Source organism: Spirillospora sp. NPDC052269, assembly GCF_040679435.1.
Classification (GTDB): domain Bacteria; phylum Actinomycetota; class Actinomycetes; order Streptosporangiales; family Streptosporangiaceae; genus Spirillospora.
The window spans coordinates 18,825-45,310 of the sequence record NZ_JBFAUU010000016.1 but is presented as its reverse complement, the minus strand read 5'-3'; the positions used below and the strand labels follow the sequence as shown (position 1 = coordinate 45,310).

Annotated in this window: 26 protein-coding genes; 17 read left to right on the top strand and 9 right to left on the bottom strand. The window is 67.7% G+C overall.

Features of this window, described 5'->3' with window-relative positions; all coding sequences use genetic code 11:
• Positions 1–95: 95 nt before the first annotated feature.
• Positions 96–974, bottom strand: coding sequence for a tyrosine-type recombinase/integrase (locus tag AB0L06_RS30790; protein WP_500234631.1), 879 nt, complete (start codon positions 972–974; stop codon positions 96–98).
• A gap of 269 nt (positions 975–1,243) precedes the next feature.
• Here AB0L06_RS30790 and AB0L06_RS30785 point away from each other — a divergent pair, with 269 nt between their 5' ends.
• Genes AB0L06_RS30785 through AB0L06_RS30755 form a run of 7 tightly spaced genes read left to right on the top strand, consistent with a single transcriptional unit; the run spans position 1,244 to position 9,699 of the window.
• The gene (locus tag AB0L06_RS30785; protein WP_500234630.1) at positions 1,244–2,413 is read left to right on the top strand and encodes an ROK family transcriptional regulator; all 1,170 of its coding nucleotides are present in this window, start codon (positions 1,244–1,246) and stop codon (positions 2,411–2,413) included.
• A 5-nt stretch (positions 2,414–2,418) separates the two neighbouring features.
• A complete protein-coding gene (locus tag AB0L06_RS30780) occupies positions 2,419–3,447 on the top strand; it encodes an extracellular solute-binding protein (RefSeq protein WP_500234629.1) in 1,029 nt (342 codons plus the stop codon).
• An 11-nt stretch (positions 3,448–3,458) separates the two neighbouring features.
• Positions 3,459–4,517: an ABC transporter ATP-binding protein gene (locus AB0L06_RS30775; protein ID WP_500234628.1), complete on the top strand. Its 1,059-nt coding sequence runs from the start codon at positions 3,459–3,461 to the stop codon at positions 4,515–4,517.
• Complete coding sequence (locus AB0L06_RS30770) at positions 4,514–6,265, top strand: ABC transporter permease (protein ID WP_500234627.1); 1,752 nt, start codon at positions 4,514–4,516, stop codon at positions 6,263–6,265. The genes AB0L06_RS30775 and AB0L06_RS30770 overlap by 4 nt, the downstream gene beginning before the upstream one ends.
• Before the next feature lie 34 nt (positions 6,266–6,299).
• Positions 6,300–7,760 carry a lyase family protein gene (locus AB0L06_RS30765; protein WP_500234626.1) on the top strand — a complete coding sequence of 487 codons (1,461 nt, stop codon included), beginning with the start codon at positions 6,300–6,302 and terminating at the stop codon, positions 7,758–7,760.
• A complete protein-coding gene (locus AB0L06_RS30760; RefSeq protein WP_500234625.1) occupies positions 7,757–8,719 on the top strand; it encodes a carbohydrate kinase family protein in 963 nt (320 codons plus the stop codon). The genes AB0L06_RS30765 and AB0L06_RS30760 overlap by 4 nt, the downstream gene beginning before the upstream one ends.
• Positions 8,720–8,721: 2 nt before the next feature.
• Positions 8,722–9,699, top strand: coding sequence for an amidohydrolase family protein (locus AB0L06_RS30755; protein WP_500234809.1), 978 nt, complete (start codon positions 8,722–8,724; stop codon positions 9,697–9,699).
• Positions 9,700–9,784: 85 nt separating this feature from the next.
• Here the strand turns inward: AB0L06_RS30755 and AB0L06_RS30750 are convergent, their stop codons facing one another.
• Positions 9,785–10,153, bottom strand: a complete 369-nt coding sequence (locus AB0L06_RS30750; protein ID WP_500234624.1) for an integrase core domain-containing protein — start codon at positions 10,151–10,153, stop codon at positions 9,785–9,787.
• A gap of 457 nt (positions 10,154–10,610) precedes the next feature.
• Complete coding sequence (locus tag AB0L06_RS30745; RefSeq protein ID WP_500234623.1) at positions 10,611–10,919, bottom strand: hypothetical protein; 309 nt, start codon at positions 10,917–10,919, stop codon at positions 10,611–10,613.
• Positions 10,920–11,475: 556 nt separating this feature from the next.
• Here AB0L06_RS30745 and AB0L06_RS30740 point away from each other — a divergent pair.
• Positions 11,476–12,744: a hypothetical protein gene (locus AB0L06_RS30740; protein ID WP_500234622.1), complete on the top strand. Its 1,269-nt coding sequence runs from the start codon at positions 11,476–11,478 to the stop codon at positions 12,742–12,744.
• Here the strand turns inward: AB0L06_RS30740 and AB0L06_RS30735 are convergent.
• From AB0L06_RS30735 to AB0L06_RS30715, 5 genes are all read right to left on the bottom strand, one after another.
• Entirely contained in the window at positions 12,741–14,177 is a 1,437-nt protein-coding gene (locus tag AB0L06_RS30735; protein ID WP_500234621.1) for a glycosyltransferase family 2 protein, read from the bottom strand. The two genes, AB0L06_RS30740 and AB0L06_RS30735, sit on opposite strands and share 4 nt — an antisense overlap.
• A 464-nt stretch (positions 14,178–14,641) precedes the next feature.
• A complete protein-coding gene (locus tag AB0L06_RS30730; protein ID WP_500234620.1) occupies positions 14,642–14,845 on the bottom strand; it encodes a tyrosine-type recombinase/integrase in 204 nt (67 codons plus the stop codon).
• 89 nt (positions 14,846–14,934) lie between these two features.
• Positions 14,935–15,219: a site-specific integrase gene (locus AB0L06_RS30725; RefSeq protein WP_500234619.1), complete on the bottom strand. Its 285-nt coding sequence runs from the start codon at positions 15,217–15,219 to the stop codon at positions 14,935–14,937.
• Positions 15,220–15,515: 296 nt separating this feature from the next.
• Positions 15,516–16,055, bottom strand: coding sequence for a hypothetical protein (locus AB0L06_RS30720; RefSeq protein ID WP_500234618.1), 540 nt, complete (start codon positions 16,053–16,055; stop codon positions 15,516–15,518).
• 82 nt (positions 16,056–16,137) lie between these two features.
• Positions 16,138–16,410 carry a hypothetical protein gene (locus AB0L06_RS30715; RefSeq protein ID WP_500234617.1) on the bottom strand — a complete coding sequence of 91 codons (273 nt, stop codon included), beginning with the start codon at positions 16,408–16,410 and terminating at the stop codon, positions 16,138–16,140.
• Positions 16,411–16,936: 526 nt separating this feature from the next.
• Between AB0L06_RS30715 and AB0L06_RS30710 the strand changes: the two genes are divergently transcribed.
• From AB0L06_RS30710 to AB0L06_RS30680, 7 genes are all read left to right on the top strand, one after another.
• Entirely contained in the window at positions 16,937–17,275 is a 339-nt protein-coding gene (locus tag AB0L06_RS30710; RefSeq protein ID WP_500234616.1) for a hypothetical protein, read from the top strand.
• Positions 17,276–17,277: 2 nt separating this feature from the next.
• On the top strand, positions 17,278–17,754 hold the full coding sequence (locus tag AB0L06_RS30705) for an NUDIX hydrolase (RefSeq protein WP_500234615.1): 477 nt from the start codon (positions 17,278–17,280) through the stop codon (positions 17,752–17,754).
• 67 nt (positions 17,755–17,821) lie between these two features.
• A complete protein-coding gene (locus AB0L06_RS30700; RefSeq protein WP_500234614.1) occupies positions 17,822–18,310 on the top strand; it encodes an HflX-like GTP-binding protein in 489 nt (162 codons plus the stop codon).
• Positions 18,311–18,680: 370 nt separating this feature from the next.
• Positions 18,681–19,262: a hypothetical protein gene (locus tag AB0L06_RS30695; protein ID WP_500234613.1), complete on the top strand. Its 582-nt coding sequence runs from the start codon at positions 18,681–18,683 to the stop codon at positions 19,260–19,262.
• 658 nt (positions 19,263–19,920) lie between these two features.
• Positions 19,921–21,438: an MBL fold metallo-hydrolase gene (locus AB0L06_RS30690; protein WP_500234612.1), complete on the top strand. Its 1,518-nt coding sequence runs from the start codon at positions 19,921–19,923 to the stop codon at positions 21,436–21,438.
• Entirely contained in the window at positions 21,435–22,337 is a 903-nt protein-coding gene (locus AB0L06_RS30685; RefSeq protein WP_500234611.1) for a hypothetical protein, read from the top strand. Before AB0L06_RS30690 ends, AB0L06_RS30685 begins: the two co-directional genes overlap by 4 nt.
• A 60-nt stretch (positions 22,338–22,397) precedes the next feature.
• Entirely contained in the window at positions 22,398–22,760 is a 363-nt protein-coding gene (locus AB0L06_RS30680) for a VOC family protein (protein ID WP_500234610.1), read from the top strand.
• 93 nt (positions 22,761–22,853) lie between these two features.
• Here the strand turns inward: AB0L06_RS30680 and AB0L06_RS30675 are convergent, their stop codons facing one another.
• Positions 22,854–23,843 (bottom strand): hypothetical protein, encoded by a 990-nt coding sequence (locus tag AB0L06_RS30675; RefSeq protein ID WP_500234609.1) that lies wholly within the window; start codon positions 23,841–23,843, stop codon positions 22,854–22,856.
• A 1,133-nt stretch (positions 23,844–24,976) separates the two neighbouring features.
• Here AB0L06_RS30675 and AB0L06_RS30670 point away from each other — a divergent pair.
• Positions 24,977–25,360: a hypothetical protein gene (locus AB0L06_RS30670; protein ID WP_500234608.1), complete on the top strand. Its 384-nt coding sequence runs from the start codon at positions 24,977–24,979 to the stop codon at positions 25,358–25,360.
• Between the two features lie 33 nt (positions 25,361–25,393).
• Positions 25,394–26,479 (top strand): IS630 family transposase, encoded by a 1,086-nt coding sequence (locus AB0L06_RS30665; RefSeq protein WP_500234607.1) that lies wholly within the window; start codon positions 25,394–25,396, stop codon positions 26,477–26,479.
• Positions 26,480–26,486 lie beyond the last annotated feature (7 nt).

The window sequence follows — 26,486 nt, the reverse complement described above, 5'->3', positions numbered from 1 at the left end:
GCCAGGTCAGAAAGGGCTTCGGAGCACAGCTCCGGGGCCCTTTTTCGTTCCCCGAAGTACCCAGGAAGCCAAACGGGGAGCCACCCGCACCCGACCTACGCAGACTCGCTGCGACCGAACACGGAGTCGACAACCGCACCCTTGGTGATCACCGGCTTGAGCTGGTGCCGGTAGACCTCTTCGGTGACCGCCGTGGACGAGTGCCCACAGAGGTCAGCGATGTTCTCGATCGGCACCCCACTGTCACTCATGATCGAGACGAACGAGTGCCGAAGTTCGCGAGGCGTCCACTTCTCACCGATGCCCGCCTTCCTGGCGAAGAGGCGGAACGCGCGCCGCACGTTCGCCGCGTCCAGCGCCGTCCCAGTCGGCGAACAGAACACGAGGTCCTTGCACCGCCACAACTCCCCCGCCTTCAGCTTCTGCGCGCCCTGGCGAGCACGGTGAGCCTTGAGCGCCTCGGCGGCCTGCGTCGGAAGCTCCAGCGTGCGCCGGGACTTCTCCATCTTGGTGTCACCATGCTTACGGACGGAGCGCCAGACGTAGAGCGCGAACCGCTTGTGCCCGAACCCGGCTTCAGAGACCAAACGCCATGCCTTGCGCTTCGCATCCCACGCGACGACATGTTCCCAGCGGAGGGCACGCGCCTCCTCGGTGCGGACGCCCGTCATCAGACTGATGACAACGTAGGCATGCAGCCGGGAGGACTTGGCCTTCTCCAAGACGGCGTTCGCCTGGTCGAACGTGAGGGCCCGGCTCGGACGCCCAGCCTTGCCCGTCGGGGTCTTCACCAACTCGGCGACGTTGCGGAGCACCTTGTCACGCGCCTGAGCCTGCCGGATGGCGCGCTTGAGCAACCCGTGAACGAGGCGGAGCGTGCGCGTCGACAGGGCGCCGGCGAGTCCTTCGAGCCAGTCATCGACGTCGTCCGCGCGCAGGTCGGCGAGTTTGGCCTTGCCGATGAGCGGAACCACGTGCGTGTTGGCGAGGCCGCGGCGGGTTTGTACCGCACCCGCTTGACCTGCCGGCGCAGCACAGCGTTCTCATGGCGAAGCACCAGTAGTCCAGCGTCCTTGGACACCTCCCGGCGCACAAGGATGGCCACCACTGCACCCCGCGAGACTCCCAGCCCCACCGACCACTCCGCAGCAAGACTGCACAGGTCAACACCCCGACCGGATTTTTCGTGCGGTACAGGCTGAACACTAGGCAAACTTACTTCGGATGGAGTAAGAAGTACGCCATGCCTTCTAGAGCAGTCGGACGTTCGGCACCAACCGGGCATGAAGCACTGCGTCGGATCCGGACCGATGCGGTGCTGACGGCGCTGCGCACACACGGTCCGGTGTCCCGCACCGACCTCGCCGACCTCACCGGGTATCGTCCGTCCTCACTGACCGAGATCGTGCGCGATCTGATGAACAGCGGGCACATCATCCAGGTCGGCACCGGGGACTCCTCCGGAGGCCGCCGGCCCCGACTGCTCGCGTTCAACCCGGCCGCCGAGACGCTGGTCACCGTGTCGCTGGAAGGCGAGCGGGCCCGCGTCGCCGTCGTGGACCTGGCCGGCGAGCTGCACCAGGAGCACACCAGGCGAGTCGACGCCGCCGACCCGCTCACGGGGCTGGCCACCCTGATCTCCGAGGCGATCCAGGACGCGGACGGGCCCGCTCCCGGCCGCGTGGTGTTCTCGGTCCCGGGCGTGGCCACCGCCGAAGGCGCGGTGGCTCTCTCGCCCGTGCTGCACGCGCTCGGCGAGGACTCGCTGACCAGCATGCTCAGCGAACGGCTCGGACTCCCGGTGCAGACGGAGAACGACGTCAACCTGATCGCGCTGGGCGAGCGAGAGCGTGGCGCCGCCGCGAACGTCGACGACCTGGTGCTGATCTATGTCGGGTACGGCATCGGCGCCGCACTGGTCAATGACGGGGCGCTGTGCCGGGGCGCGGCCGGGTTCGCCGGCGAGATCGGCTTCCTGCCCGCCGGACTGCCGCCGGAGCCGCACAGCGGTGGGCGTGGCCGGTTCGAGCGGCGTTGGAGCGTTCCCGGCATCGGCGCCGCACTGTTCGAACTGGGCGGACAGATGCCGGAGGAACCAGTCGCCGAGCTCGCTCGGCGGGCGAGCGAACCGGCCGTCGCCGCCCTGCGCCGGAGTGTCATCGAGGCCTGGGCATTCGCGGCGATCGTCTGTTCTTGTGTGGTCAATCCGGCACGCGTGGTCTTCGCCGGTGCGGCCACCCAACTGGGCGCGGATGGGCTCACCGACCTTCGCACCATGGTCCGCTCGTCCGCGCCGTCCGCTCCGGAGGTCGTGTTCGCGGAGCTCGGGCCGCACGCCCTGGATATGGGCGCGGTGTCGCCCACGTTGTTGTCGGCTGTGATCAGTGCGCAGCCCCCTGCCACGAAGGAGTAACCACATTGCGCAAGATCGTTCTGCTCATGGCGAGCGTGCTCACGCTCGGCGCCGCCACTGCCGGTTGCGGCATCAGCAGCTCGGACAAGTCAAGCCTGACCATCTACACCGCTCGGGACAAGGAGCTGGCCCAGGGCGTCGTGGACGCCTTTGAGAAGGCCAACCCCGACTACAAGGGCAAGGTCCGGCTGCTCACCCTGGGCGCCCAGGAAGCGCTCGAACGCGTCACCGCGGAGAAGCGCCGCCCGCAGGCGGACATCTGGTGGGGCGGCACGCGGCAGCAGTTCGTCCAGGCCACGAACGCCGGGCTTGTCTCCGAAGCCCCCGCCGAGGTGACGAACAGCATCCCGGCGAAGTACCGCGACCCGCAGGGCCGCTGGGTCGGCGAAATGCTGCTGGATGAGGTCATCTTCTACAACGACAAGATGCTCAAGCCCGAGCAGGCCCCGAAGGACTGGGACGACCTGATCAAGCCCGAGTTCAAAAACAAGATCATCATTCGGGACGTGGCCGCGTCCGGGACCATGCGTAGCATCTACTCCGCGATGATCGCGCGCAAGAGCCAGGGCGGCGACCCGGCGGCGGGCTATGACTGGCTGCGCAAGCTGGACGCCAACACCAAGGTCTACGCGGCCAACCCGACCGACCTTTACCTGCGCGTTCAGCGGCAGGAGGCGCCGCTGACGGTGTGGAACCTGCAGGACGCGATGCTGCAGAAGAAGAAGAGCAACGCGCCGTTCAGCGTGGTCTCCCCGGCGTCGGGCGTGCCGCAGCTGGTGGACGGTGTCGCCAAGGTCGCGAAGGGCCCGAACTCCAAGGGCGCCGACGCGTTCCTGAAGTTCCTGCTCGGCAAGGACGAGCAGAAGAAGCTCGCCGAAGAGTGGTTCCAGATCCCGACCGTTCAGGGGGCCTCCGAGCCGAGCTGGCTGGCACCGCTGAAGCTGCGTGAGATGCCGGTGGACTGGGACCTCGCCGCTTCCAAGGAGAACGACTGGATCTCCCACTGGAGCTCCGCCATCAAGAACAAGGGCTGAGGCATAGGTAAATGATTCCCATTCGCCTCGACCACGTCGGCAAGCGCTACGGCGCGAACAACCCCGTGGTCAACGACATCGACGTGACCATCGCGTCGGGTGAGTTCTTCACCCTGCTGGGGCCGTCGGGCTGTGGCAAGTCGACCACCCTGCGGATGATCGCCGGATTCGTCGCGCCCACCACCGGGCGCATCCTGTTCGGCGATCGTGACGTCACCTCGACCCCGCCGAACAAGCGCGGCACCGGCATGGTGTTTCAGAACTACGCCTTGTTCCCGCACCTCAACGTCGCTCAGAACGTCGCGTACGGCCTGGTCACCCGCAAGGTGCGCAAGCCGGAACGCCACCAGCGGGTGGCGCGGGCGCTGGAGTCGGTGGGGCTTGGGCGGTACGCCGACCGGCGCATCGAACAGCTCTCCGGTGGTCAGCAGCAGCGAGTCGCGTTGGCCCGGGCGCTGGTGATCTCCCCGGACGTGCTGCTCCTCGACGAGCCGCTGTCCAACCTGGACGCCAAGTTGCGTGAGGAGACCAGGACGGAGATCCGCCGTGCCCAGCGGGAGGCCAAGATCACCAGCGTTTATGTGACGCACGATCAGGCCGAGGCGATGGCGATGAGTGACCGGATCGCGGTGCTTGACGCCGGCCGCCTGCACCAGATCGGCACTCCCCGGGAGATCTACAACCGTCCCGCCACCGCGTTCGTCGCCCGGTTCATCGGGCGGAGCAACGTACTGGACGCCAAGGTGGTGGACAGTTCCGGGGAGACCGCCGTGGTGAGGTTGCCGGGCGGTGCCACGATCGAGGCCGCCCGCCCGGCCGACATGGCGACGACCGACGAGGTCGCCGTGTCGGTCCGGCCGGAGAACCTGCGGCTGACCGAGCCCGGCGGCGGAATGCTGGACGCGGTGGTGCACGCGGTGGAGTTCACCGGAGCGAGCAACCAGCTCGAGGTGGATTCCGGCGGGCTGAAGCTGTCGATCACCGTGCCGGACTCCGCCGCGCTGCCCCGGCCCGGTGACACCGTGGGTATACGCGCGGAACCGGGGCATGCGTGGCTGGTGGCTCGATGAGTACCGTCACCACTCCGCCTTCGGCGGTCGCGGCACCGCGTACGCGGCGGCTCCCGGCCCGCGACTCCGACCGGTTCGTCTACGTACTGGCGCTGCCGGTCGTGGCCATCCTGGTGTTCCTCGTACTCATTCCGATGCTCACCACGGCACGCAGCTCCGCCGGGGGCGCCGGGTTCGCCGACAACTACCGCGACCTGCTCTCCGGCGCCTCCGGGCACGCGTTGCTGCTGTCGGTGGGCATCTCACTGGCGTCCGTGCTGTTCTGCGGCGCCCTTGGAACGTTCCTCGCCGTGCTCCTGACCCGCTTCGAGTTCCCCGGGCGGCGCCTGCTCTCAGTGTTCGCGGTGCTGCCGATGGCGCTGCCCCCACTGATCGGTGCGGTGGCGTTCGTCCTGCTCTACAGCGAGACCGGAATCGTGCCGCGGACATTGCACTCCCTCACGGGGCTGAGTCCCGCCAGCAGCTCGATCGGTGGCGTGTCCGGGGTCATCCTGGTGCACGCGTTCACCATGTACCCGTACTTCTACCTGTCGGTTTCGGCCGCTCTGGCCGGTCAGGACGCCTCACTGGAGGAGGCCGCGACCAACCTCGGCGCCGGGCGGCTGCGGGTGTGGCGAACCGTTCTGCTGCCGATGCTCACCCCGGCACTGGTGTCCGGCGCGCTGCTCACCTTCATGATGTCGATGGCGTCGTTCACCGCGCCGCAGTTGTACAACGTGCAGACGCTGACCATGGAGATCGTCTCGGCGCGCACGTCCGGCAACGAGGCTTTGGCCGCGACCCAGGCGACCGCGTTGTCGCTGGTGTCCATCGTCTTCCTCGTGTCCATGCGCTGGTACCAGGGCCGGCGAGTCCACCGCAGCCTGTCCAAGGGAACCGCCGCGGTCCGGCGGGGCCTGTCCTCCGGGGCGGCCAGGGTCGCGGCCGGGATCGGCAGCCTGCTGCTCACCATCGTGCTGATGGCGCCCGTCCTGGTGATCGTGCTGGTGTCCTTCTCGGTGGACGGCGCGTGGACGACCCAGGTGCTCCCGCCGGAGTACACGGCGGCCAACTACCAGCGGATCTTCACCGACCCGAAAAGCCTGATGCCGGTCTCGGTGAGTGTCCAGACGAGCCTGATGGCCACCCTGGCGGCGATTCTGGTGGGTGCGGCGGCGGCCTGGGTGGTCGCCCGCTGGAAGCTGGCCGGCCGCTGGACGCTGGACGTGGTCATCATGCTGCCCTGGGCGCTGCCCGGCACCGTCATCGGTGTCAACCTGGTCACCACGTTCAACGAACCGAGCGCGGCCAACCTGGGCCTCACGCTGGTCGGCACGCTGTGGATCCTGCCGGTGGCCTACTTCGTACGGTTCGTGCCGCTGGTGTTCCGCTCCACCGGCGCCTCGCTCGAGCAACTCGACCCCACCCTGGAGGAGGCCGCCCGCAGCCTCGGCGCCGGCCCGGTGCGCGTGCTGCGTACGGTGACGTTCCCGCTGGTGCTGCGTGGCGTGATGGCCGGTGCGCTGCTGGCGTTCGTGGACGGCGTCGGCGAGTACGTCGCCTCGGTGGTGATCTATCCGCCCGGCACGGTCCCGATGTCGGTGGAGATCTACAACCGGATCTACGCCTCGGAATTCGGCACCGCGGCCGCCTTCGGCAGCCTGCAGATCGTGCTCATCCTGTTCGTCCTGTTCGCCTCCCGCCGGCTTGAGGATGGCCCGCGCCGCCGACGGCGGCCGCGACGCACCCCGGCCGTCAAGGCCTCCTGACCTGGCCCTGGAACTTACGAAAAGAGTGTTTGAGATGCCCCTGTCCGTCTACTGGGACAACCACCTGCGGGTGGCCTTCGAGGAATCCGCGCCGCAGCTGTACCGGCCGATGCTGCATGCCAGCCTCGCGCACGTGGTCATGCTCGCCGAGCAGGGGCTGCTGCCGGCCGACCGCGCCGGTCGCCTGCTCGGCGGCCTGCGTACGCTGCTCAGCGCCGAGGACGACGAGCTGGCCTTCGACGGCAGCGTCGAGGACGTCTACTACCTGACCGAGCAGCGGCTGGCCAAGGCCGCCGGCATCAAGCAGTCCGAGCTGGACGTTCAACTGGCACGGTCGCGCAACGACCTGGACGCCGGTGTGTTCCGCATGGTGCTGCGCGACGCGGTGCTGGAGCAGGCGGCGCAGGCCTGCGCCGCCGCCGAGATCGCCGCGGAGCAGGCCGACCGGTACGCCGACGTGCTGATCACCGGCCTCACCCATCGCCGGCCCGCGCAGCCGACCAGCCTCGGCCACGTCCTCGCCGGCTACGGCGAGGCACTGGTCAGCCAGGTCAGGGAGATGCTCTCGGTCTATGACGAGCTGAACGTCAACCCGCTCGGCTCCTGCGCGTTCGCCGGCACCGATCTGCCCATCTCCGTCGACCGGCTGACCACCCTGCTCGGCTTCCGCACGAGCTTCACCTCCAGCTACGAGGCGGTGGCCGGAGCCGAGCACCTGGTCCGCGCGGCCACGGTGCAGGCCCGCGTCCTGGCCACCGGCGCCCGGATGGCCCGGACCATGCTGGACTGGATGACCTGGCAGTGGATCGTCACCCCCGAGGCGTACTGCCAGGGGTCCAGCATCATGCCGCAGAAGAAGAACCCGGTGGTGCTGGAGCACATGTGCTCGATGGCCGGCGCCGCCGCGGCCGACCTCGCCGCCACCCTGAACAACGTCGGCGTCGCCTGGTACGAGGACTCCAACAACGCCACCACCGACGTGCAGAAGCACCTGTGGCGGGCCAACGACCGGGCGCTGCGCTTCCTCACCCTGATGCGCGGCCTGCTCAGCGAGATCACGCCGCTGACGCCGCCGGCACCAGAGGACGTGGTGGCCACCGGCGCGACCACCACCGCCATCGCGGAGGCCCTCGCCAGCGCCGGCATCCCGTGGCGCGGCGCGCACTCCGTGGTCGGCGCGCTGGTCCGCAAGGCGCCGCCCGCGCAGTGGACGGAAGACCTGGTCGCCAAGGCGATCGAGGAAGCCGGATTGGGCGATGCCGACGGCACGGCGGTACGAGCCGCGCTGGACGCGGGGCTGCGGCCGGAACGCGTACTGGACCGGCCCCAGGTCGGTGGCCCGGGCCGCGACGCGGTGCGACGTACGGCTGCCGGAGTGGCCGAGGCGGCGCGGTCGCTGTCCAACGAGTTCGCCGAGCGGCGCCTCGCACTGCAGCAGGCCGAGGACGCGCTGCGTGCCGCAGTGGACGGCCACCTGGCCGGAACCGACAAGTGAGCGCCTCTGTGGACAAGGCGCCCGCGGGCTCCCGGATCACGGTTGTCGGCAACGTCAACCTGGACGTGCTGATGTCCGACGTGGCCGACCTGCCCGAGCCCGGCACTGAACGGATCGTGCCGCCCATCGCCCTGCGTACGGGAGGCTCGGCGGCCAACACCGCCATCACCCTGGCCAGGCTCGGCCGGTCCACCGTGCTGGCCGGTCTGCTCGGCGACGATGACACCGCGCACCTGCTGCGGCGGCAGCTCGACATCCCCGGCCTGCACACTCGCCTGGCCCGGATGCCGGGAACGCACACCGGGGTGACGGTCGCCGTGGAATCGCCTGGGCGGGACCGCGCGTTCCTGTCCTCGCTCGGCGCCATGGCGGACCTCGACGCCGACGCGGTCCCGGAGGATGTGCTGCCCGCGGCGTTCGTGCTGCTGTCCGGGTACTTCCTGCTGCCCGGCATCCAGGGCGCGCCGGCCCGTACGCTGCTCGACCGGGCCAGGGCCGCGGGGGCTCGCACCGCGCTGGACACCGGATGGGATCCGGGTGGGTGGCCGCCGGAGACCCGCGCCGACGTGCTGGCCCTGCTCCGGCACGTGGACGTGTTCCTGCCCAATGACGACGAGATCCGGACACTGACCGGGCACTCGTCGGTCGAGGCGGCGGCGCGGGAGGTCGCGGACACCACGGGAGCCATCGTCGTCGTCAAGTGCGGTGCTCGCGGTGCGCTGCTCGCCAGGCCGGGGCAGCCGGTGACCGCTCACGCGGCGGTGAACGTACAGGTGCGCGACTCGACCGGGGCAGGCGACGCGTTCAACGCGGGGCTGCTGCACCGGCTCGCCGACGGCGCCGAGCCGGAAGCGGCGGTGGAGTACGCGAGCAGCGTCGCCGCCACCGTGATCAGCAAGCCCTCGCACGACCGCACGTTCACTCCGGACGAGGTGCTCCAGGGGGCGACGGCATCGTGACCATGGCCGTGCAGGGCATCCCGATCATCGACTTCCACCTGCACTTCCAGATGGAGAATGACGCGGCCACCCGGGGGCTGGCCGGCGGCCAGTTCCACTGTGCCGACCACGACGAGCTGGCCGAGCGCAGGAGACGCGAACAGGTGGCCGAGCAGTCCCGGCGCTGGCGGCGGGCCTGGGACTTCCCGGACCCGAAGCCGGACGCCGAGCGTGGCTGGGAGTCGGAGGCCGATCTCTGGCTGGCCGAGCTGGACCGCTACCAGATCGCGCACGCGGCCTTCGTCACCGGCTGCGGCGACGAGCGGGTCGGGCAGCTGGTGGCCAGGGCGCCCGAGCGGTTCTCCGGGATGGCCAATCTGACCGATCTGACCGCCCCCGACGCGGCGGAGCGGCTCGAGCACGCGGTCACCGTGCTCGGGCTGCGTGGCCTGAAACTGTTCGCCCCGCTTCTGCCGCACCGGATCGACGACCCGGCCGCAGACCCGGTGTGGCGGGTCGCCGCCCGCCACGACATCCCCGTGCTGATCCACTTCGGACACTGCGGGTCCAGCGGCGGGATCGCGCACAATGCGCACATCGAGCCGGCGTGGCTGGAGCCGGTCGCCAAGCGGCATCCGGGCGTCACGTTCGTGGTGCCGCACTTCGGCGTGCAGCACGTGCAGCAGATGCTGTTCCTCTGCTGGGCCTGCCCGAACGTGTGCGTGGACACGTCCGGATCCAACCAGTGGGTGCGCTGGATGCCCTACCGGCTCACCCTGGAGGACCTGTTCCGCCGCTGCTACGAGACGATCGGTCCCGACCGGATCATCTTCGGCAGCGACTCTTCGTGGTTTCCCCGCGGCTACTGCTACCGCTACCTCGCCGATCAGATGCGGATCTGCCACGAGATGAACATGCCGGAGCCCGACCTCCACCGGATCTTCGGCGGCAACGCGGCCCGTCTGCTCGGTATCTCGTCGGCCCTCGAAGGATCGACCTGAGAGAGCCCGAGCCCGGACCGGCGACATGCCGGCCTGTCGGTGCCGAAAATTGTGTCACCCTATGCGACCTGCGCGTATTCGTGGATCAGTCCGCCAAGCCGATCACGTCGTCTGATCTTGATCGGGTTTTCTGGCGCCTCCGCCGTTGGTTCCTTGGCGTCGGGGGTCGTTGCTCGAGTGTGCGGTGCGGACGGTGTCGGTCGTAGTGATCGATGTATTCGATCAGGACGGTGCGCAAGTGTCGTTCGCCGAGGATGAGGATCTTGTCGGTGGCCTCTCGTCGGCAACTGGAGATCCACCGTTCGGCGATGGCGTTCGCACGTGGAGCCTGTACTGGCGTCTTGATGATGGATATCCCGGCAGCGGTGAACACCGCGTCAAAGGAGGCCGTGAAGTTGGCTCCGCGGTCACGGATCAGGAACTTCAGCTCGTTGGCACGCTGATCCAAGTCCATGAGGAGGTTGCGGGCGGCTTGGGTGACCCACTGCCCGGTCGGTGGGTGGTGACACCGCCCACGTGGACGCGGCGTCGGCCATGTTCGCTGAAGAACAGGACGTACATCCGTTTCAGGAAGATCGTATCGAACAAGTCGCAGGCGATGATCGAGGAGGCCTGCGCTTCAGGAACCGCTGCCAGGATTGGTTCTCGCGGTGCGGCGCGGGGTCGATCCCGGCGTTCTTCAAGACCTGCCACACCGTCGAGGGCGCCAGCTGGCAGCCGAGACCGAGGAGTTCGCCGTGGATACGCCGGTATCCCCAGCCGTCGTCCTCCCTGGCCATCCTCAGGATCAGCGCACGTAGCCCGGCGGACTTTCAATCCGTAGGTTGTGGGTTCGAGTCCCACGCGACCCACCACCTTTGACCTGGGCGAACGCAAAAAATGCCGCGTTCGCCCAGTGCCTTTTCGGGGCGCTATGCACCCGTGGCTGCTCGGCGCCGCCCCGTTCCCTCGACGAAGCCGTCTGCCGCCTTGAGGCCATGCGCCCCGGGCCGATTTCCGTCGGAAGCCTGGGACCCCGATACCCCTGCACTACAGGCAACGGGCGGTGCTCTGACTTCGGGCACCGACTGCGTCTGCGCTTCTGGAATCGACATCGTCGCCTCGACCAACTCCCGATCCACGTCGTCCAGGACGAAGAACCGCTCCAGCTCGGCCCGCGCCTGCGCCCTCACGAACACCGCGTACCGGGCCGCCAGCTCATCGGTCAGGCACTCGACCACCACAACGCCCTCCGAAGATCGACAAACCGACCCCCGAAGGCTCCAGCGCCCAATAGTCCCAGGTCAAAGCACCAAGAGCCCAGCTGATGGCATAGCGCGCGATTCCGCAGAGAGGTTCCTCAACCCCGCAACGGAATCTGGGCAACTGGTGGGCCAGGCAAGGAGCGGGAGAGGAGTTCGTTGGGCGTCAGGGGGTTCCTCGTGGGGGAATCGGGAGGTACAGCAGGCACCACTGGCCGCCAGTCTATTCAACCAGCCCCACCTCGAGGCCATTCTCAGCGATAACCACCACCTCCTGGGCCCTTCTAAACCTGAACCACCTCACCCGGCGTCCCTTCCACAGGCTGACCACAGCTCCCAGATGTGCGCGATGGCGACATCGTCGTGACCTTGTCGCCCGCCATCGTCACATCACCGTCCGATTATCAATCGACACGCCGGGTAGTCACGCATTGGCGCGTCATCCGGACCTGCCAAACACCCAAGGGAGTGAACCGTCATGGGACTTAGTGTTTCAATCACCGCCGGCCCAGATGCGAATCACTGTGCGGTCCGCGTGTCCGGATCGATCCAGCACCCGATCACGAAAGGCGAACAAGTATCACTCAAGGCCACCGAAAGTGACATTCAGCGCATTATCGAAAGCAAGGGATACCGCAAGCCGGATAGCGTATGGGTCCGTGATCCCTGCGGGAAATACGGGGACCGCTTCAAGAACGGATCCAAGAATCCCCTCAGGGTCGACCTGGAAGCGAGAAGCGGCTCGATCATCGGCCTGGAATCCACTCCAGTGATCGTCAAGACGCAGACATTCAAGAACCACAGCAGTGTCGCAGGCGATTTCAACGTCTCGATCCACGACTCGGTGTCGAACACGGTGGAGAACAGCTGGAGTGAATCCAACTCCCTGAGCTTCAACCAGTCGATCAGCTACGACGTGAGCTTCCTGGGAACCGGCGGCGGCGGCGAGACATCCTTCGGCTATTCGCACGAGTGGGGATCAAGTCACAGCAACAGCAAAACAGTTGAGGTAGGTTCCGAGAGCGGTGTCAGCGTTCGACTTGAGCCAGGGCAGGAAGTGGTCGCCGAACTGAGCGCCAGCAGGGGAAAGCTCAAGATCGCGGTGGACTATGTAGCAACCGTCTTGGGAACGGTCTTGGCCTACAACGGCAAGGACGATTCTCTATATTGGTACTGGTCATCAAGATACACTTACAAGGGAATCAGGGAGATCATCGAGATCGACTACTACAGCAACGGCGAGATAGTCCTCCGCGATCCGACCACGCGGAAGGTTCTCAAATCGCGCCCGTTCCAGATCACTCCTGTCGATACTGGAAAAAAGAGCACGAAGAAACCAACGAAGGGAACCACGAACCAGGACAGCGGCAGCACCCGGCACGCGGCGGACATCTTCAAAAGCACAAGTACGAACAAGGTCGACTGGGGCACTTCCCTGAAAGCGCAGGAGGCGATGAAGGCCCGCCTTCAAGATAATCTTCCAAACGATGCAAGCCAGAAGAGGGTACAGCAAGCCCTTACCGCCGCCTACGACGGCAAGGGCAAGGACAGCGGAAAGTGCATCGTCGACGGCACGGAGCGCCAAATCCTCCACGCCAGCAGTGGAAACAACGAAATTGGAAGCCTCACAATCTTCCATTATTTCATCAACAAGGGCGCCACTGACGGCAAGGAGCAGATGCGGATCATCGCGGTAGGCGAACATCACACCAGCGATACCTACAAGATCGACAAGAACCTCGGGCAGCCGCAGCCTCCGTTCCAAAAGAACAAGGTCGTGACGGTCGACGGATCTGCCACCTAACTCCGCAGCAGTGCCTCCAAGTGGCCGCCGTCGCGCACCCATGCCTCGGCCCCGCGGTCGGTGATCGGCAGTTCTGCCAGCAGCCACGAGAACACGCTGCGGTGGTAGGCCGCTGCGGCAATGTCCCTCGTCTCGGCGCCGTCGCGGTCGCGGGGACCGCGCGGATAGCGCCAGACGATCTCCCCGGCCGCGCTGCGGAGGGCGAGCGCGGATCCGTGGCTGGCCAGCCGCTGCGGATCGGGAACCGGGCCAGTCAAGGCCGCTTCATCCTGCACAACCAGCACGGTGGTCCAGCCGTGCAGGTGCGCGCAGGCGACACAACGGCGGTGGGCCAGCGCCTGACCCACCGCCGGGTCAGGATGCGGTGCCACCTCGACCGGCATGACTCGGTATCCGCCGGCGTAGGAGCGGGAACTATCGCCTCCCTGGCGCGCTGACGCCCCCACGTCTCCAACCTGATGGCTGTCGGTAATGACCGGACACACGACCCCGTCGAACATGGCCAGAGGATGGGCCTTTTCCTCGGCGAGGGCCTCGCGCACTGCTTGGGTACGCTGCGCACCAATCTCGGCCTGGTAGTGAGCCAGCAGCAGCCCCTCATCAAGTTCCAACTCCTGGTGTGCCAGCAGGTTGTTGCGCAGGTGGTCCTCCCAGGTAATCGGATAGGGAACCTCGTAGGGGCGTTCGAACCGGTGCACCCACCGCATCGCCGGCAGGCACACCGTCCGTCCGCCCGCCCGGCGAACCTTCTCGTGCAGGTACCCCTCCTCACCACCGAACCCCCTGAAGTGCGGGTTGATCCCCACCCACGCATCCCGCCGGCAGGCGAATGCCCCCAACCCCTGCATCGGGATCTCGAAGGCAGACCCCTTCGGGTTCAGCCCACGCTGGTCCACCTCCCACCGTCCGTACATGCCAGCGGACCATGCGGGGGCGAAATGGGTGGCCATGACCTGCACGCCATCGTCCTGCAACACCGGCCCCTGGACCAGGTCCCGAGCCGCTTCAGGGCGTGCCAAGTAACTCAGAGCCGCCTCAAGCGCCCCGTCGGCCAACAGCACATGGCTGTCCAGGACGACCACGACCTCGCCCACCGCCAGCCGGAACAGCACATCGCGCACCGCAGTCGAACGCACCGAGGTGACCGGCACATATCGATAGTTCGGAATCTCGGCGTCCAGGCGCTTCAACGCCTGCGCCACAGGCCCCACGGGATGGTTGTCCACAAGCAGGATTTCAGCTGCCCGCATCGGCCCAGGATGGTGGAGCAGCAGCGAGGCAATAGTGAACCAGGCCCCATCAAAGTCATCGTAGGTGCAGATCCCCACTGTCAGATCCCGACGCGTGAACCGCTCCGGAGTCGGATCGGGGGGTGACTCGCTCGCACCAGGCGAAGCCAGCAAAAGCCCGAGGTCTTCGTACACCAATCGCATACCCAAGCCGTCCCCCGCCTTCCTCGCCAGGCCGCCTCAAGGGCAGCGCACCAACCGATGACTACCCTCTGCGACTTCCGAAGAAGTGGCAGGCGGCGCCACAGCCCGGTCCCGCTCCAGGAACAAATACGTGGAGACCCAGCGGCGTTGACGACCGCCGGGCCCGCTCCGCTCTGCCTGCCGGGAGTCCGTACACCGGCAGCCGTCGGTGCCTGGGCGAGGCGGGGGCGAGCCCTTGGCCCCGGGCCGCCTGTGGCACCTAATCCGCATTTGGTGTCACACAGGCATCCGGCGTGCCATGCTCGGTCTGAGCCCGCTCCTCGGTCGGCTCGACTATCGGCCACCTCCGTTCATCGCCTGGCGCGTTAAGCCAGGTCAGAAAGGGCTTCGGAGCATCGCTCCGGGGCCCTTTTTCGTTCCCCGCAGTACCCAGGAAGCCAATCGGGGAGCCACCCGCACCGGACCTACGCGGACTCGCCGCGACCGAACACGGAGTTGATGGCCTCCGCGCCCTTGGTGATCACCGGCTTGAGCTGGTGCCGGTAGACCTCTTCGGTGACCGCCGTGGACGCGTGCCCACAGAGGTCGGCGATGTTCTCGAGCGGGACCCCGCTGTCACTCGTGATCGAAACGAACGAGTGCCGGAGCTCGCGAGGCGTCCACCTCACCGACACCCGCCTTCCTGGTGATGAGGCGGAACGCGCGCCGCACGCTCGCCGCGTCCAGCGCCGTCCCAGTCGGCGAGTAGAACACGAGGTCATTGCCCCTGCCACAACTCCCCCGCCTTCAGCTTCTGCGCGCCCTGGCGAGCATGGTGCGCCTTGAGCGCCTCGGCGGCCTGCGTCGGAAGCTCCAGGGTGCGGCGGGACTTCTCCGTCTTGGTGTCGCCGTGCTTGCGAACGGAGCGCCAGACGTAGAGCGCGAACCGCTTGTGCCCGAACCCGGCTTCAGAGACCAAACGCCATGCCTTGCGCTTCGCATCCCACGCAACGACATGCTCCCAGCGGAGGGCACGCGCCTCCTCGGTGCGGACGCCGGTCATCAGACGATGACGGCGTAGCCGCAGGACGCTCCGTGGGGGCGGGAGATCGAGTTGCGCGACCCCGACGGCAACCGGCTTCGGATCGGCACGTCCCTGGGATGACACTCGCCTGCGGCGTGCCGTAAGCAGATTGTGCTGGTGGCTGAGCGAGCGAAGAGTACCGAGGCCGGCCTGTGCCCCTTCATGCTTCACCGGAACCCCGCCCCAGGGCGCTGACGCTCTTCTCAGGGACAGCTTCTGGGGCGGTTGCCGATGTGCGTTGCTTGTGGGCGCCGCAGGCGGGCCCCTCAAGCGGTTCAGGCCAGGGCGTACCCGAGGCGGCCCTCGACGAGGAGCTTGCCGGAGGTGGGACGGCGCTCGCAGTCCGAGCGGGCGGACAGGAAGTGCTCCGCATGGGAGCCGGTCGGGATGGAGCAGCGGTAGATCGGCTTGACCTTCACACCCTTGGGCGGCTTGAGGTACACATAGCCGATACGGCCCAGGTAGACGCTCTTGGGGCTTTCACAGTCCGAACGCGCGGACACGAACTGGTCCAGTAGGACGTAGCCGTTGAGGCAGCTGTAGAGCGCCCTGGTTCCGCTGGCGGGCTGCGCCAGGATGCGGAACGTTCCCTCCTTGCGGTAGAGCGGGCCGGGCGCGGCGGCGGTGGTCACCCAGTGCTTGCGCTGCGCGCCACCGAAGTAGCGCACCAGCGTGAGCGTCTTGGGCGCGGCGGCGGTCGCGGCGACCGGAGCCGCCTCGGTCGCGTGGTCCCCCGATCCGGTGAGCGCCACCGCGCCACCGGTGACCGCGAACGCCGCGCACGCCACCCCAGCCACGACGAACTTCATTTTCATCTAGCAACCCCCAAGGCTGATCGAAGTAGTGAGGACGCCAGATAGTTCCATAAGTGAGGACGCGCAACGCTTCTTGGGGGCACTACTCGCACGCGCTGCACAGGCAACCGCACGCTATGTACAGCACCAGCACCTGGCCGCCGGGTGTCACCGCGGGGGCGGCGTGTCTGAGTGGATTGCTGGGCTTGGTCCGAGCGGCGGTCGGGCAGCGGCCGCCGGGCAGGGTGGCGGCGTCGAGCTGCTGCCTGGCCCTGGGCGGCGCTCTGCTCGCCCACGCCGCCGAGGGCCGGTCCCCCGCATGGGCGTCGGTGGTGGCCGCGGGTCTGGTGACGGCGCCGACGTGCGCGGTGGCCATGGTGCGCGCCAATCGTCGTGACGTCGACCTCTGACCGAGCCAACCGGCCCCGGTAGACTTGAGTCGCCTTGGCGGCCTTCTCCGCATCGAGCGTGAGAGTCATGCCCCTGTCACTGATCTTGATGCATGTGGGATCGCGTTCCTTCCCTGCTGGGCGGAACGCGGGAGCCAAACGGGGAGCCGCCCGCACAGACTCACGCGAACCCACGCCAACCGAACACGGAGTCGATGACCTCTGCACCCTCGGCGGTCAGCAGCTTGCATCGGTGCCAGCGCCCCCCTTCGGCAACCGGCGCGGACGAGTAGTGCGACAAGACTTCGTCTTGGTGTCGTCGCGCCCGCGAACAGCGCGCCGCACGAACAGCGCGATACGCCAGACCCGCTACCGACAGACCAGCTGGGCGGTGCTGCGTACGCGATGAGAGCCCATCAATATGACGGTCCGAGATTGTTGTATCACTAGCCGTGTTCGAAAGGTCTCCGTGGGCTGAGACGTCCCGAAGTCGTCCCAGTCCCGGACAGGTGCATGCCGAACGAACGCCTACGCGCCGCTCCTCGTCAGAAGCGGATCACGATCGCCGCGCTCACCGAAGACGGCGTCGATCCAAAGACGGTCGAACGTTGGGTCGCCCGGGACCGCCAGCCCTACCAGCGCACCGGTCCAGCCATGACTTCCCGCCTCGGTACCGACGAGACGGCCTACTCCCCCGACGACAAGCTCAACCCGCACGTGTACGGCGTCCCGGCGAATCATGCGCCGCTCTGGCACATGCGTAGGATCCCGGACGGCGAGATCGTCAGCACCTACCGCGAAAGCTTCGAACACGTCTGGGAAGACGCGGAGCCCCTGGCGCCGAGAGCATGAGCATGGGACGCAGGATCGACTACTACGACGACCCGAACGCCCCCAAGGCCAACAGCCTCGTCCCGTCCGTCAACGTCGTCGTCACCAACGAGGGCGGCGAGATCCTCATGATCCGCCGCGCCGACAACGACAACTGGGCCCTCCCCGGCGGAGCCATCGACCTCGGCGAATCCATCGCCCAAGCCGGCGTCCGCGAGACCAAGGAAGAAACCGGGATCGACTGCGAGATCACCGGACTCGTCGGCCTCTACTCCGACCCCAAACACCTCATCCACTACACCAGCAACGACGAGGTCCGACAGGAATTCTCCATCCTGCTCACCGCCCGCCCGGTCGGCGGCACACCCCGCCCCAGTGACGAATCACGCGAAGTCGTTTGGGTTCCCGCTCGGGCGGCGGCAGATCGCACGATGGACCGCTCAATGCGCCTGCGCATCGGCCACTACCTCACACGCCCGGCAAGCCCGATCATCGCTTGAGCCGCTCAGCTCATCCGTCGCCATCGGTCTCAGCTTGTCGGTTTCTTCCGCTCTGTGCGTTCGGCACATGGGTGGTTGTTCGCGGCCTATTGGATGTCGCCGCATCCGTTGCCGCCTTAAGGTTTCAGCCATGTACGGGCGAGGCAGGCGAGACCGGCTTCCGGGACGGCGGGCACGGAAGCAACTCGATGTTGCAGACCTGACCGTCGTCGATGGGGCTGATGTCGCCTTGGCTGGCTTCTTCTCCGCCCGGCAGAAGGACCACCTGGTCCAGATGGATGCCGCCGCTGAGGTGATCGCTGATCTCGGGGGGCGAGTGGTGGAGCGGTTCGTGCAGCGTCGTGGAGTCTCTGCTGGGGGCGTGAGGGCGATGACGCGGCCCTACTCGTCTCGAACGCTGGTGAGTTCTGGGAAGGTCCGTGAGATAGCCGCTGCCTGCCAGGAACACGGAGTGGACGTGGTGGTCTTCGTCAATGCTCTGACTCACCATCAGCAGCGGGCGCTGTCAACCGCCCTCGGACGGCCGACAGTCAGCCTTGCCACACATGGCGAGTAGCGGAGAGTTCAAGGAACATCCTCCGCGCGCCGTCCACCAGAACACGCATCCGCTCGACGCAGCCTCAGGCCGAGCAGCACCGCCCGCTCCACCGACACCCGATACACAGCGTCGATCAAGCTCGATGATGCCCTGTGATGACGAGTTGCGCATTACGGGCGCGTGCCGTGGCGGTGGTTCGGTCGGTGGGAGCTTTGGTGCGGACACGGCATTGGACATCCATTCCTCCTCAAGTCAGCAATGCCACAGACGGCGCCGATCCAGGACCGGCTTCCAGCGTCCGGGGGGGGCGGTCGCTGTGACAGCCCGGGCGCCACCGCGTTCAGAGCAGGTCAGCCTCATCCGGGTGTCCGGCAGTATGGTCGTGATCATGAGCGGTGTTCAGGTCAGTCGCATCAGCCTCGGTTCCAGCCCTGGACCGGACAAGAACTACTCCTTTGGAATGGCCGGTGCAGCGGCTGGTGCGGTCTTCGTGGTACCCGGCGCGATATGGCTGTTCAGGGGATCATCCAATGGGTTACTGCTACTGGCCCTCGGAGCGATGATCGGCGGTTTCAATCTGGTGATCGGCGTCCGGGGCTTGAGGAGCCGCGCGGCGGCCGCGTCTCCGGCGGCACTGGACTCCGAGGGGTTCGACCTCGGCCTGGACGGCCAGACTCTGCGCGTCCCCTGGCAGCAGGTGGACGAGGTCCTCATCATCCGCCAGAAGGCCGGCAGCCAAGCTCGGGACGCCGTCGTGATGACATCCCTGGTGGCGGTGCTCGACGCCGATTCGCCCCTCTGGTCCGAGCCGCTGGTCGAGCGCTTCGCCCGGGTCACCGGCTTGAGCGACTGCGTCTGGCTCGGTGAGATCACCACCGCGACCCGGAGCATGGACGTGGTGCTCACCGCCGTCCGGGAATGGGTTGGAGAGCGGTTCGACGGCAACATCCGGGAGCACAGCGGCTGGTAATCACCTCTACTGGGCTCGCACTCCAAACCGCGTCGGGCACATCGGCGCGAACCGCAGCCAAGCCGTGCCCATCTCCGGGATGTGGATCGATCGGCGGACGGTCAGGGGCGGAGAGCCTGATCAAGTTCGCCTTGGTCGTCCGTCCAGGTGAAGCGCCAGCCGGTGCCACAGGTCCCCGTCGTCGGCGCTCCTAGAAGGGGCGCCGACGGCGACGGGACGCTGACGGATGGCCAGATCTGAAGGCACGCAGGTTGACCGCAGAGCACCTCTTGACGGGTTCAGCGGGCAATGGCGCGGCTGCGGCGTTGGACGGGCCCGTGCACCGTGGGCGTCGTGTAGGCGGGCGTGAAGACCTCGAGAGCCGGAAGCGACATGTAGGCCTCTGGTCAGGTTTGGGTTGGGTAGGGCGGGTGGCTCCGATGCCCCCACGAGCAGAGGAGAGCCCCATGGCCACCAGCACGAAGACCGTGAAGCCGGAGCAGGTCCAGGCGCTTCAGGCGCGGATCGCTGCGTTCACCGCGGCCGACGCGACCGGGACCGCCCCCACCACCTACCACCGGTAGGTGGGGAGCGAGCAAAGAAAAGACGGGGTGCCCGTAGCCGGGGGGCGCGGGAACCCCGCCCACTGTCCCGTCACGAAGACCGAGGGAACACGACGATGCCGGCACCCATATCCACGCCCGCCGCCCTGGAGCTGACCTTCCTGGGACATCAGACCTGGCTCATCTCCGACGGCACCACCTCGGTGCTGCTGGACCCGATCGTGGAGCAGTCCTTCGGCGCTGGCAACCTGGAGTTCCGGGTCTGGCCGCCCCGCACCGTGGACGTCGCCGCGATGCCCGCGCCCGCAGCGCTGGTCCTTAGCCACGAGCACCTGGACCACCTGCACATCCCCTCGCTGAACCGGCTCGATCGTGCCGCGCCGCTCTACACGGGCGCGACCGTTCCGGTCGCCGTCGCGGCCGCTGTCGGCGAGCTCGGGTTCACCGTGGAGCGCCGCGACCACACCACCCCGATCCGAGTCGGGAACCTGGAGATCACCCTGTTCCCAGCCAGCGGCAAGACGGCGTTCTGGGGGTCCCGCGTCGTCGCTCCCGTCGTCACCCTCGCCGGCACCGATCTGGAGGTGCTGATCGGCGTGGACGCCGACATTTCCGACCTCTACCTGGAGGAGCTGCGCGGCGCGCAGCGCCCGGCCCCGCGCATGGCGGTGGTGTCCAACAACGCTCAGACCGTGCCGTTCGGCGCTCTGGGTGCCGACTGCAACCTGTTGCCGGGTCTGGACGGGCCTCGCAACCGGACCACGGGCCTGGAGATCCTGCACGGGCTGCTGACCGACTACCTCAGGCCGGTCGGGCCCGTCCCCGACGTCGCGCTGTGCGGCAACGGATTCACCGCCCCCCGCAGCCCGCACGGTCCATTCCTGTACGCCGACCATCGTGCGCTCGCCGCCCAGGCCAACGCCCTCCAGCACCTGTTCACCGTCCATGGCCCCTGGCCCGGCGACAAGCTGACCGTTCCCGTCGACGGCCCGGTGACCTGCACCCAAGTCCCCTGGATCACCGTCGACGAAGCTGCCGAGCAGGCCGCGCTCGCCGAACTCGACGCCTTCCTCGCCGAGCCCCGGCAGGTCGAGCCGACGCCCATCACCGCGCCGCTGCCCTGCGGCCGGTGGAGCAACGCGCAGGACCTGGTCGCCGCCGAGCTCCCGCGCCTGGCCCGCGACCTGATCGCGACCCGAACGGGCGCGCTGGCCACCAAGATCCACGACTATCTGTCCGGGCCGTTGAACGGTCACCGCCTGGCCCTCAGGCTGCTGAGCCCGCCGGGCCGTCCCGGCGACGTCGCCTGCTACGCCTGGGACATCACCGGCCCCGCCCTAGTCGAAGTCCCCGACGCCGGACGTGACGACGCGATGGCGACGTACCCGTTCGGTGTGGAGATCCATTTCCAGGACTTCGTCGCGCTCCTCGATGGACGCGCGCAGATCTGGGACATCATCGGCGGCTCCTACCAGGGCTGGTTCATCGGTGACGCGCTCGACTCCCCCGTGTACGCGTTGATGGACGTCTACGGCGAGCACCGCCGCCCCGCCCTGGCTGAACGCTGCTACCGGTTCAGCCTCGACAACCTCACCAGCACTCCCAAGGTCGAATCAGCGCAGGCCGCGCGGTGAACCGGCCACCCGCCGGGCCGCTGGACGGCGCAGCCCGAACCCGGCCCGCCGGGTGGCTCCCCCACCCCCTGACCACCGACCCCGCCGCCGCGACCGAGCAGGCCCACGACCTGCTGACCCGGCACCACCCCACCGCGGCCGTCGGTCCGCTGCGGTGCCTCACCGCCCGATACCGGTCGGCGACCTTCGCCGTCGGGGCACCACCCGCCCTGATCCTCAAGCGGCACGCCGACTTCACGGCCTACCTCGGCGAGGTCCTCGCCTACCAGCTCCTCGACGGCCAGGCACTCGTCCCGGAGCTGCGCGAGGCCAACGACGACACCCTCACCCTGCTCACCGAGTACCTCCCGCACACAGTCGCGCTCACCCATGCTTGTGAGTGGGACGAACTCATCGGCGTCGTCGCCGGAATCCACACGACCTCGGCCTACTGGGACCGGGCGACCAGCGATGCGGCCTCCGGCTGGACGGTGCGGGCTCTGCTTGAGGCCCCGGTCCCGGACTGGATCACGCATCCCGGTCAGTGGCAGCGCGCCCTGGAGGTGGTCGCCGGCGCGCACGGCGATCAGCACGTCCCGCTCGGGTGCCTCGACCTCAAGAGTGACCACGCCCGCCGCGACACGACAGGCCGTCTGAAGATCCTGGACGTCGAGACGCTCCGCCCCGACCTCACCGGCCTGTGGGACCTGATCACCCCTCGCCCACCTCGCCAACACCCACGCCGCCAGCCCCCTGCCGCGCACCGTGCGTCGCATCTACTTCGAGCACACCAACCAGCGCGGAGCCCGATGGACCGACACCGCGCTCGCCGCCGCGCTCCGGGCGTGCGCGGCCGCGGCCGGTCTGCGCTCCCTGCACGGCGCAGCCGACTGAGACACCGACGGAACCTCGCAGCTTGACGGCCTCGGCACGGCGCGGCTGCTACCGTCGGGCGCTCCCGCGAGAAAGGGTCCCCGACGGTGTTCGAGCGCGTCAGCACGGTCATGACGTTCGCCGATGACCCTGAGGCGTGCGCCCGCTGGTGGGGCAACGCCCTCGGCGTCGATGTCCACACCGACGTCGCCGACGACGGCCAGCTCTACGCCTGGATCGGCGTCGCGGACAGCGTGGAAATGGGGTGGCATGAAGCTGACGACGCATGGAACCCCCGCGGCGGCAGCCCCGTCGCGTACTGGGCCGTGCCCGACCTCGACACCGCCCGCAAACACCTCCTCGCCGCCGGAGCCGAACACTGGCGCGGCCCCCTCCAGGTCGACCCCGGACGACGCATCTGCCAACTTAAGGACCCGTTCGGCACGATCATCGGACTTGAAGGCCCCTGAACCGCCCCCGGCCCGATGGCGCCCTCGCCGTGGGGCGACTCGTACTGGTCATTCAAATCGCTCAGCGCAGCTTTCCTTGTCGTCGCTCTCAGGTCAACAGTTCCCCTCCATCTCCAGCGGACGCCCCTTGTTATAGGTCGCGATCGTGTTCTGCAGGTCGACTCCTTGGGCTTCGTCCAGCGGGCCGAGCACACACACCGGTATCCAGGCGTCCTTGTCGGGGGGACGGGGGCCGCGGCAGACGTCCGGAAAGTCTGCGTTGATGGGCCATCCGGCCGGGCGGTGCAGGACCGTGGACGCCCCCGGCTTCGGCTTTGAGATCTGCACGTGGAGTGCGAGAAGGAAGTGCTCGCAGGCGGCCTTGTCAGCGTCGCGGAGGGCGATCCCTACGATCGCGTCCCACCGGATTTGCTGGGTACCCGAAGAGTCGATGGTGGTGATGCCTTCATCGTCGATGCGCAGGGTTCTGTCGAACAGGCTCCTCCGGAGTGTCCAGCGTGACCGCCAGCCTTCGGAGAGGTCACACGCACCCAAAGCCACCAAAGCGGCCACCCCGAGCATGAAAGCCTCAGCCCACCTGTGGTTTTCCCGGCCGGGTATGAAGAAGGCGGCAACGAAGAGGAGGAAGGCGAGCCCGCCCACGAAGGCAACATTCAAGAGGGATTCGTCGTACTTGGTGAACTCCCGCGGATCCTCGTCGCCGGTCCAAGACTTTTCAAAGAGCTTCGACGCCTCCTCTGTCTTCCCTCCGAGGGGGGCGGGTGGGAAACCGGGCTTTCCGGGGGTGGCGCCCTCGGTGGGCGAGGCTACTGTGGGGGCGATCCCCGGGTTGTCGTCGTTGCTACCTCCGTCATTTTCACCGGGGCCGTGGCCGTTGGTAGTAATGCTGTGCACCGCCACCCCCAACGAGATCAGCGCCACGAACACCCCGATTACGCTGGCCCACTTGTCGGCCTTGTCCAGCCCCACCGAGACCAGATACGCCGCCAACCCCACCAGCCCGGCCAGCGCGATCCCCCCGCCGATCCAAACCCGGCCACGACCTGTCATACCGGCCACCCTCGACCCACCACCCTCGCTCACCGAAGAGAACGCTCACAACTCGTGACGTGATCCCTCCGGTGCAGTTCACCGCTCGCACTGGCGGCCCCGGCGGCGCATAGTTCGCAGGGGTCGGAGATGTGGTTGTACAGCGCGCCAACCGAGACGTCCAGCAACTCGGCGATGCCGCTGCTCGAGTTGTCCGGGTTGGGCAGGTCCAGGGCCCAGCGCAGCAGGTCCCTCTTTGACGATGGCGGGGCGTCCGCCGCGTGAGCTGAGGCCGGGGTGTTCGTGGTGGGAGGCTCTGAGGAGCAGGACCGCGCGTCGGGTGGGTCTCGGCGTGATGACGTGCGAGCTCCAACGGAAGGCACTCGGTCCCCCACTGTGAGCCTAGTCCGCATTATGTGTCACACAGCGGTCCAGCATGCGATGCCCGATTCGCATCCGTCCAGCTCACCGCTGCGGTCTAGTCTGTGTTGCCCGACGGCGGCTCGCGTGGATTATGCGTCACATCGTCGCGAAAGAGTCTGCGCATGCCCGTCCACTGCCCCACGACGTTCGAGGCAGCTCGCCCACACGAGCACCATGGTGGCTGTCCCGCGACCACTACGTCCGATCTGCCCCGAGGGCCTGGCCCCACCGTCCTCGCCGCCTCCGCCGGGTCCGACCGTGGTCCACTGCTTGTCGTCTGCCGTTGTGGCGGCCACGGCGCTGTCCATGACAGGACGAGTTCAGCACAGGCGGTGTCGAGCGGCCCCTGCTGGAGCCACACGTTTGTGGACTGGTTGATCCCCACCGCTGGTTCACAGTGTCCGGCTGGAACGGTGGGCTGGCAGCACTGTGTGGTGGCGAAGTTCAACAAGCCTGGGGTGGCACGGCAACGAAGGCTGGGCCGTGGGTCGGCGGCAACACGAAGTCGTATGTGAGCGCCAACTACGGCTGGACCGTCGTCGCCCACCACATCGAGCAGGAACCGGGCTACTAGGACGGCCCTCGCGGAAGCCCCCACAGGCGTTGGGCCTCCGCACCTAGCCGACTCGCGAGGATGCCCCCGGTCAGCGCAGGCGTTCTGTGGATGACGCGTGGGCGGGTGGACTGGGGCGGTAGGGAGGTACGGCCGCGTTTGTGCCGGAACCGGGTGTCGGGCGCGCCCGTGATCGGTTTGAATGCCGGGCATGACGGTGGCGGATGCGTGGTACAGCTCGGGCACGTTCTGGACGGCGGCGGGAGTGTTCGTCGCGCTGGCCATCGGGGTCGGGACGATCGTCGTCACCTTCCTGACGCGGTTCGCGCGGCAGCGGCTGGAGTACCGGCTACGCACGGCGGCGCCGCTGCTGACGGCGCCCGACGGCGTGCGCGACGACCTGGAGTTGCGGCACCGCGGGGTGCGGCTGGAGAGGCCCTATCTAGCCGAGGTGGTCCTCACCGGGCGCGGCCGCCGGGACGTGCCGCAGGCTGCGTTCGACGGCGGCGATCCGATCCGCCTAGTGAGCTGGTTTTGGAGTTCTGGTGTCGCCACGTGTGTCGGGTTCTGTTTCAGATCTTGGTTTGGGGGGTGACGTCGGGGGCGGTGGCGGGTTGTGCTGGTGGTTGTGGCCGACAATCGGCTGGTGCCGCTGGTGTTGTCGCAGGACGAGCGGTTGGTGTTGGAGGGCTGGGCGAAGCGGCGTTCGACCGCTCAGGGCCTGGCGATGCGGGCGCGGATCGTGCTGGAGTGCGCTGAGGGCCGGAGCAACCTGGCGGTCGCGGCCAGGTTGGGAGTGGCCAGGAACACCGTGTCCCGGTGGAGGGCACGATTCCTGGCCCACCGACTGGACGGTTTGAGTGACGAGCCCCGGCCGGGGGTTCCTCGCTCCATCACCGACGCGCAGGTGGAGGAGGTCGTAGTCCGGACGTTGGAGGAGACGCCCGAGGGCGCCACTCACTGGTTCAAGCGGGAACTGGCCAGGCAGGTGGGGATCTCACCGTCCAGCGTGCAGCGGATCTGGAAGGTGTTCGGGCTGCAGCCCTGGCGCACCGAGGACTTCAAGATCTCCCCGGACCCGTTGCTGATCGACAAGATCCGGGACGTAGTCGGGCTCTACCTGGCTCCGCCGGCGAACGCGGTGGTGTTCTCGGTGGATGAGAAACCCCAGATCCAGGCCCTGGAACGGACCGCGCCGGTGCTCCCCATGCTGCCCGGCATCCCCGAACGCCGCAGCCACGACTACCGGCGCAACGGCACGATCGACCTGTTCGCCGCCCTCAACACCGCAACCGGCCAAGTCATCGGGAAACTGTCCACCCGGCATCGCGCGGTCGACTTCCGTGACTTCCTGGACCAGATCGACCAGCACACCGACCCCGCCCTGACCGTTCACGTGATCTGCGACAACCTCTCCGCGCACAAGGCCCCGGTCATCCAGCACCGGCTGCTGGCCCACCCCCGGTTCACCCTGCACTTCACCCCCACCTACTCCTCCTGGATCAACCAGGTCGAACGCTGGTTCGCCGAACTCCAACGCCGATGCCTCCAACGCGGCGTCTTCTGCTCCCTGGCCGAACTGACCACCGCACTCGAAACCTGGATCAAAACCTGGAACACCCACGCTCGGCCCTTCACCTGGACCGCCACCGCCGACCAGATCACCGACCGCATCTGCCGCTACTGCTCAAGAATCTCCGGACCAGCTCACTAGCTAGAAC